At 45.6% G+C, this 6,690-nt stretch carries 7 protein-coding genes and 1 tRNA gene; 1 reads left to right on the forward strand and 7 read right to left on the reverse strand.

Annotation, left to right across the window (positions count from 1 at the left end; all coding sequences use genetic code 11):
• Positions 1-159 precede the first annotated feature (159 nt).
• The 5 genes from AB1466_03425 to secG form a co-directional block, all read right to left on the reverse strand.
• Positions 160-486, reverse strand: a complete 327-nt coding sequence (locus tag AB1466_03425) for a hypothetical protein (GenBank protein MEW6189148.1) — start codon at positions 484-486, stop codon at positions 160-162.
• 282 nt (positions 487-768) lie between these two features.
• A tRNA-Leu gene (locus AB1466_03430) sits at positions 769-852 on the reverse strand.
• A gap of 95 nt (positions 853-947) precedes the next feature.
• Positions 948-1,553 carry an ABC transporter substrate-binding protein gene (locus tag AB1466_03435; GenBank protein MEW6189149.1) on the reverse strand — a complete coding sequence of 202 codons (606 nt, stop codon included), beginning with the start codon at positions 1,551-1,553 and terminating at the stop codon, positions 948-950.
• Positions 1,550-2,551, reverse strand: coding sequence for a peptide ABC transporter substrate-binding protein (locus AB1466_03440; GenBank protein MEW6189150.1), 1,002 nt, complete (start codon positions 2,549-2,551; stop codon positions 1,550-1,552). The genes AB1466_03435 and AB1466_03440 overlap by 4 nt, the downstream gene beginning before the upstream one ends.
• Before the next feature lie 163 nt (positions 2,552-2,714).
• Positions 2,715-2,945, reverse strand: a complete 231-nt coding sequence (gene secG / locus AB1466_03445) for a preprotein translocase subunit SecG (GenBank protein ID MEW6189151.1) — start codon at positions 2,943-2,945, stop codon at positions 2,715-2,717.
• Between the two features lie 337 nt (positions 2,946-3,282).
• On the opposite strand from secG, the gene AB1466_03450 reads away from it, so the two are divergent.
• Positions 3,283-4,560, forward strand: coding sequence for an alkaline phosphatase family protein (locus AB1466_03450; protein MEW6189152.1), 1,278 nt, complete (start codon positions 3,283-3,285; stop codon positions 4,558-4,560).
• A gap of 68 nt (positions 4,561-4,628) precedes the next feature.
• On the opposite strand, the gene tpiA is transcribed toward AB1466_03450, so the two are convergent.
• The gene (gene tpiA, locus AB1466_03455; GenBank protein MEW6189153.1) at positions 4,629-5,390 is read right to left on the reverse strand and encodes a triose-phosphate isomerase; all 762 of its coding nucleotides are present in this window, start codon (positions 5,388-5,390) and stop codon (positions 4,629-4,631) included.
• A 232-nt stretch (positions 5,391-5,622) separates the two neighbouring features.
• A partial coding sequence (locus tag AB1466_03460) for a phosphoglycerate kinase (protein MEW6189154.1) occupies positions 5,623-6,690 on the reverse strand: 1,068 nt, incomplete at its 5' end.

Consider the following 6,690-nt stretch of genomic DNA (forward strand, 5'->3'; position numbering starts at 1 on the left):
TCGAGAAGAACCAAAACAATTATGACCAAGAAGATCAATATCCCGACAATAAATGCGCAAAGCTCCCAAAATTTCAACCTTGGCAAGTTTAACCCCGAAATTGTGGGATATAAAATAAACATCACGCCCCCCTAGTAAACAAAACCACTGGAAAATTTTTTAATTAGCCATTGTTTCCTGCGGTTGTGGGATGCCAAAAATTACATCTTGAAGATCAGTGGCGGGCATCAACCCCGCATAGTTGTCGACCATGCCCATCCTCAAAGTCGCGATCCAAAGATTAACTGGATCAGCGTCATTTCCCATTGAAGTTCTATGCATGGCTACCTCAACCTCGTTATGGGGATTGGAAATGATAAGTCCATTCTTCTCCAATTTCTCGTACTCCCGCTTGGTTGTCCTGGCTTTGATCCAGTTCATTGGTTGGTGATCCTGTCTTCCAAAGTCTTCAAGAGCCTTATCTGCAACCTCAACGGCCGCCGCCATCTAATATTATTACAAATTTGAGCAGATTTAAATTACGATTTACTCAAAGGAATTATTAGCGGATTCCATTGGTCTTTACACGATATCGGTTTCGGCTTCTGGAAGAGATGCAAAAACAAATATTTCGTTAACGGCTCAGGATACTTGCGTTATTGAGGTTAAAGAGCATTCCACTTGGAGATTTCATTCGACCTCTTTATTAATACTCCATTACTTGCTGGAACTTTTGATGAAGTAGAAAGAATAAAACCGCAGTTTTACCTGCGGTTTTATTCTGAAGGGTGTCGGAGGCGGGATTTGAACCCGCACAAGCTAATGCTCACTGCCCCCTCAAGACAGCGCGTCTACCAGTTCCGCCACTCCGACCGGTTTTATATCTGCAAAAGTATTATACCACCTTGGTAAAAGCTAAAGTCAAGAACTCTTTAACCATGACTCTTGACTTTTGACTCGCAGTTAAACTACTTCGACAACCAGACGCGTTCCATGGGTGTATCATCCACTGCCGTACGAATATACCCGCGAACTCTGGATCCGATTACTCGGTTCGTCGTATAGAAGCCAATGGGAACTATCGATGCGTCCCTAAGGATTATTTTCTCCGCCTTTCGATAAAGTCTCACTCGCCTACCAGGATTTAATTCTCTCCTTGCACCCATTAATAACTTATCTACCTCAGGGTTCCTATAATGAGTCGTATTGTCCAGGCTGCTTGAGTGAAAGAGTGGGTATAGGAAGTTATCCATGGTGGGATAATCCGCCGTCCAGTCCATGCGGAAGAAAGTAATCTCTCCAGCTTGAATCCTATCCAAAAGGGCTTCCCATTCATAACTGGCAACATTAAAAGTAATCCCAACTTCTCCTGCTTGTGCCTGTATGGCTTGAGCAGCTTTGTCGTGACCTACTCCAACGTCATAACCTAAAACAAGGGGTGGGAGACCGTTTCCATCTGGATAACCTGCCTGTTTTAAAAGATCCTTCGCCGCAACGGGATTATGATTGTAAAGCATGGCTTCCTTCTGGAAACCGGGAATTCCCTTGGGCACGATTCCCGTGGCGGGCATCATGGCTCTCTCCCAAAGATCGCCGCAAATTGATTTCGATCCAGAGCATAATTTAAAGCCCGCCTCAAATTTTGATTATTTCCCCAGGGATCGGCATCCATGTTGAATCCGTAATAATAGAGGCTGAGCATGGACTCGATCAGTGCACGATCACCATATATGACCTTCGCCATTCTTATCTGACCTGGAAGAATCTCGCAATCATCAAGGTTTCCCGCTTTGAACTCTGAAAATCCCGACTGCTCATCATCAAAAATTTTGAAGACTATCCTATCCAGATATGGTTTATGCCCATAGTAGTCCGGATTTCTTTTGAGAACAATTCTCTGATCATGCATCCATTCAACGAACTTGAAGGGACCAGTTCCGCAAGGATTCTCCCCGAACTTTTCGCCATATTTCTGAACCTCCTCCTTGGGTACCGGAGAAAAAACGATGTGCCCAAGGATGGTTGGAAACTCAGCATAAGGATATTTCAAGGTCACCTCAAGGGTATAATCATCCCTTGCCTTAACTCCCTCAAGCCTCTTTGCCGTTCCCTCCTGGCAAGCCTCAAAACCCTTTATCGGAGCAAGATGATAAGCAATCTCAGAAGCTGTCTCCTTAGCTGCAACCCGATTCCAAGAATAGACAAAATCCTGTGCTTTACACTCTCTTCCATTGTGGAATTTTACACCTTTCCTAAGTTTAAAAGTCCAAACGGTGGCACTCTTATTGGATTTCCAAGATTTAGCCATGGCTGGTTTGACCTCCATGGTCTTGGGGTTGTGATCGACGAGTCCATCGTAAACTTGCTTGGCAACCTGGATACCTTCCGATTCCTGTACATGTGCTGAGTCTAAAATCAGCGGTTCCATGAGAAAATACCTAAAAGTTCCGCCCCTCACGGGTCCTTCGGTTCTATTGAGAGATTTCGATTTCCTGGTTTTTTTCTGGGCACAACCCGCTGTGGAGACCATTAGCACAAGAACAAGCAAGAGGATTAACTTGCTTCTTAACACTCTTGGCAATTTTTACCTCCCAATTTGAAAATCTTAAACGAAATTTGAAAATTTCCTCCATTTAAAGAGGGAAACATGGGAAAATTCTGGTGGATCGAAAAAGCAAATAAAAAGCGCCTGAGTAAGGCGCTTACGCTTTGAATTTAAAAATGCGTTTAAGCCTTTACCGCGGTGCAAAAATGTATAAGATTATCGATGTGATACCGAATATAATCGCCAACGCAACGGTGATGCGAAAAAGGTTTCTTTCTATGAGAGTAGTTCCAGAGAAGGTGCTGGGAAGCCCTCCTCCAAAAGCCGAAGATAAACCAGTTCCCCTACCGGACTGGAGCAAGATGATGACGATGAGTGCCAAACAAACGATGATGTGAATGGCGATTACGAACTTAAGCAAATTTATCTCTCCCTCGAGGTTTGTTGCATAAAATATAACATAACAATTCTCCATTATCAATGGAGATAAGTGCTTCATTTCGTCTCGCTGAATGCAGCAATCAATATACTCAGCTGCCAATACTAAGATGGACTATTAACGAGTTAGGTTGACACTTTATACATCTGAGGGAGGGAGTAAGTGTGGAGAAAACCGGTGTTAACCCATCTTGTTAATAACACAATTTAAGATTATGGTGTATTATATTTCTGGTCATGGGACATGGGAGACGAGTCATTGTACTTTTGACCCATGGCCCTTGACTCATGGCTCTTGACTCTTTCAAAAAGGAGGCAACATGGAGAAAATCCTGTACATCGTCTTGGATGGATTGGGGGATCTACCTTGTCCCAAACTTAATGGTAAAACCCCTTTGGGAGCGTCGACGACTCCCTTCATGGATGACCTGGCAAAGAGGGGTCAGACGGGCTTGATGTATCCGGTGGGGGAAGGAATCGCGCCCGAATCGGATGTTGCCGTCATCAGCATCCTGGGCTATGAGACTGAAAAGTATTACACCGGACGTGGTCCGCTAGAGTGCTACGCTGCGGGCTTACAAGTCAACGATGGAGATTTGGCATACCGAGTGAATTTTGCAACCCTGGGGGAGCATAACAAGATAATCGATCGCCGCGTTGGTCGCGGTCTTACCACCGATGAGGCAACTAAGCTTGCCGAATCGATAAATACAAAGGTAAAGCTGGACGCGGCGACCTTCGTTTTTAAAAACACCGTAGGTCACAGAGGAGTATTGGTCATCCACAGTCTTAAAGGAAAACTCTCAAGCGAGGTCACAAATACCGATCCAGCTTATGCTAAAGAGGGTCCCTTCGGAGTAGCTAAGACCAAATTTGAAGATGTTTTGCAAGAGTGTAAACCCATCGAAGAATTTGAGGACTCCCCTGAAGCCCAAAGGGCGGCATCCTTGACAAACGAGTTTATCTGGAAAAGTCACCGGGTTTTAGAGAGGGATCCCGTAAATAAACTAAGGATGAGTCGGAGTAAGCTGCCCGCTAATGTCATCCTCACCCGTGATGGGGGAGATAGATTACCTAAATTCCCAACCTTTGGTGAGCAGTATGGTTTGAGGTTTGGCTGCTTCGTTGAAATGCCCGTGGAGAGGGGAATAGCTTTGCTCACTGGGATGGAGGTAATTGAGCTTCCCCAGGTCACCGACGAGCCAAATTTTGATTATCAACTACGTGCGAGGAAAGCATTGGAATCGATAAAGGATTTCGATGGGCTATATATCCACATCAAGGGACCAGATGAGCCAGCACACGATGGAAAAGCTCTCGAGAAAAAGGAAAGCATCGAACTCATTGATCGGTTCTTCTTCGCCAATTTGCTTCCCGGGATAAATCTAGAGAAGACGATTATTGCGGTTACCGCGGACCATTCAACTCCCTGTGCCGTCAAGGCACATTCTGATGATCCCGTACCCTTACTTATCGCTGGTGGTAAAATGGTTCCCGATGACACCTCATTATTCTCAGAAGCAGAATGCGAAAGAGGTGCTTTGGGAAGGATATATGGACCCGAGCTCATGCCTCTCCTCATTAAGTACGCGGATTAGGCATCGCTCGATATTCGATTACTGAAAACTAACGGGTCTAAAGACCTGTTTTTACATGAAAATTTGGATTAGCGATGGAATTTGATTATCTTGGCAAAGCTTCCGGCATCTAAACTTGCTCCGCCGACCAGAGCACCATCGATTTCGGGCTCCTCCATGAATCCAGTGATATTTTCGGGTGTAACGCTTCCTCCGTATTGAATTCTCACCTTCTTTGCCGTCTCCACATCAAACTGAGCGCCAATGAGAGCTCTGATACTCCTGATCACATCGTTGGCATCTTCGGGGGTAGCCGACCTCCCAGTACCGATGGCCCAAACGGGTTCATAGGCGATGACCACCTTTTCTATGTCCTCTTTCTTCAATCCCTCTAAACCTTTGAGGAGCTGAGTGGTTACCACCCTCTGTGTCTCCCCCGCCTCCCTTTGCTCGAGGGTTTCTCCGATACACATTATGGGAATGAGACCATGAGAAAGAGCTGATATCACCTTCTTATTAACCACTTCATTCGTCTCCCCAAAATCCCGACGGCGTTCGGAATGACCAATGATCACATATTTCACCCCGAGATCGAGGAGCATGACAGGGGAAATCTCCCCGGTATAAGCCCCCTTTTCCCCCCAGTGCATATCTTGAGCACCAAGGAAGATGTTCGGATTGCTGAACTCGATCACCGTGGATACGCTCTTCAAAGCGGTAAAGGGGGGGCAAACTACTATCTCCACATCCCTTACATCCATGACCAGAGGGATGAGATCCTGCACCAACTCGACTGCCTCTTCCACCGTTTTATTCATTTTCCAATTCCCAGCAATGATGGGTTTTCGCATCAGACCTCCTTTCACTCGATATTGGTTCTTAGTTCACAGTTCACGGTTCATAGTCTTTAGAGATCTTTCAAGGCATTAATACGTTTAGCTAATAGCTCGCATAGCATATAAAGAATCGAACTGCTTATGGACATAATATTCTGAGATAGCATGATCTCAAAAATAGGTATGCATTCATAAATAGAACATCTGGCAATATCCAAGAAATGGCGAAATTGCTTTTTAAACAAAATTATTTGTTCATCAAGGCTTCGACTCCCGGTAGCGGCGTGCCCTCTAACAATCTGAGGGATGCCCCTCCACCCGTGGATACAAAGGACACCTTATCCTCCAGACCATATTTCCTAAGGGCAGCATCGGAGTCTCCCCCGCCAACGATCGTCGTGGCATTGGCGTGTGCGATGGCCTCCGCCAAAGCTCGTGTTCCAGAGGAGAAAGGTTCGATTTCAAATACGCCAACAGGTCCATTCCAGAATATGGTTTTGGCTTTCTTGAGAACATCCTCATAGATTTGAACGGTCTTGGGACCTATGTCCACTCCTACCCAGTCATCCGGAATTTCCTCGACGGGGACGACTTTATAACTTGCGCCTTCGGAGATGGAATCCGCGACCACAACGTCGCAGGGTAAATAAAATAAAACCCCATTTCTCCTTGCTTTCTTGAGTATTTCCTTTGCGTGATCGAGTTCCGCATCCTCACAAAGGGATTTGCCGATATTTATCGCCTTCGCTTTCAAAAAGGTAAAACACATTCCTCCACCGGTGAGGATTCCATCCACTATCTGCAAAAATTTATTGATCACCTTAATTTTGTCAGAAACCTTGCTTCCCCCAAGTAGCACAAAGAAGGGCTTTTCAGGATTCTCCAATAATTTGCTAAGGGTATCCACCTCTCTTTCCAATAAAAAACCCGCCACCGCGGGTAAATATTTGGGTACCCCTACAACCGATGCGTGGGCTCGGTGAACAGCTCCAAAGGCATCATTGACATAGACATCGGCGAGTCTTGCCAACTTCCGTGCAAATTGTGGGTCATTTTGCTTCTCTTCGGGATTGAAGCGCACATTTTCTAAGAGAAGCACATCGCCTTGCCTGAGTTCACTGACGGCTCTTTCTGCTTTCTGAGTGACGGTTTCATCCACTTTCCACACTTTTTTGGCAAGGAGTCTTGAGAGGGATTCAGCGACCGGACCCATCCTATACCGCTCATCGAAACCCTTCGGTCTCCCCAAATGTGAAACCAGGATGACCTTTGCCCCTTGATCCAAAAGATATTGAATAGTTGGCAGAACTGCCTT

The sequence above is a fragment of the Actinomycetota bacterium genome (assembly GCA_040755895.1).
Lineage (GTDB): Bacteria > Actinomycetota > Aquicultoria > Subteraquimicrobiales > Subteraquimicrobiaceae > Subteraquimicrobium.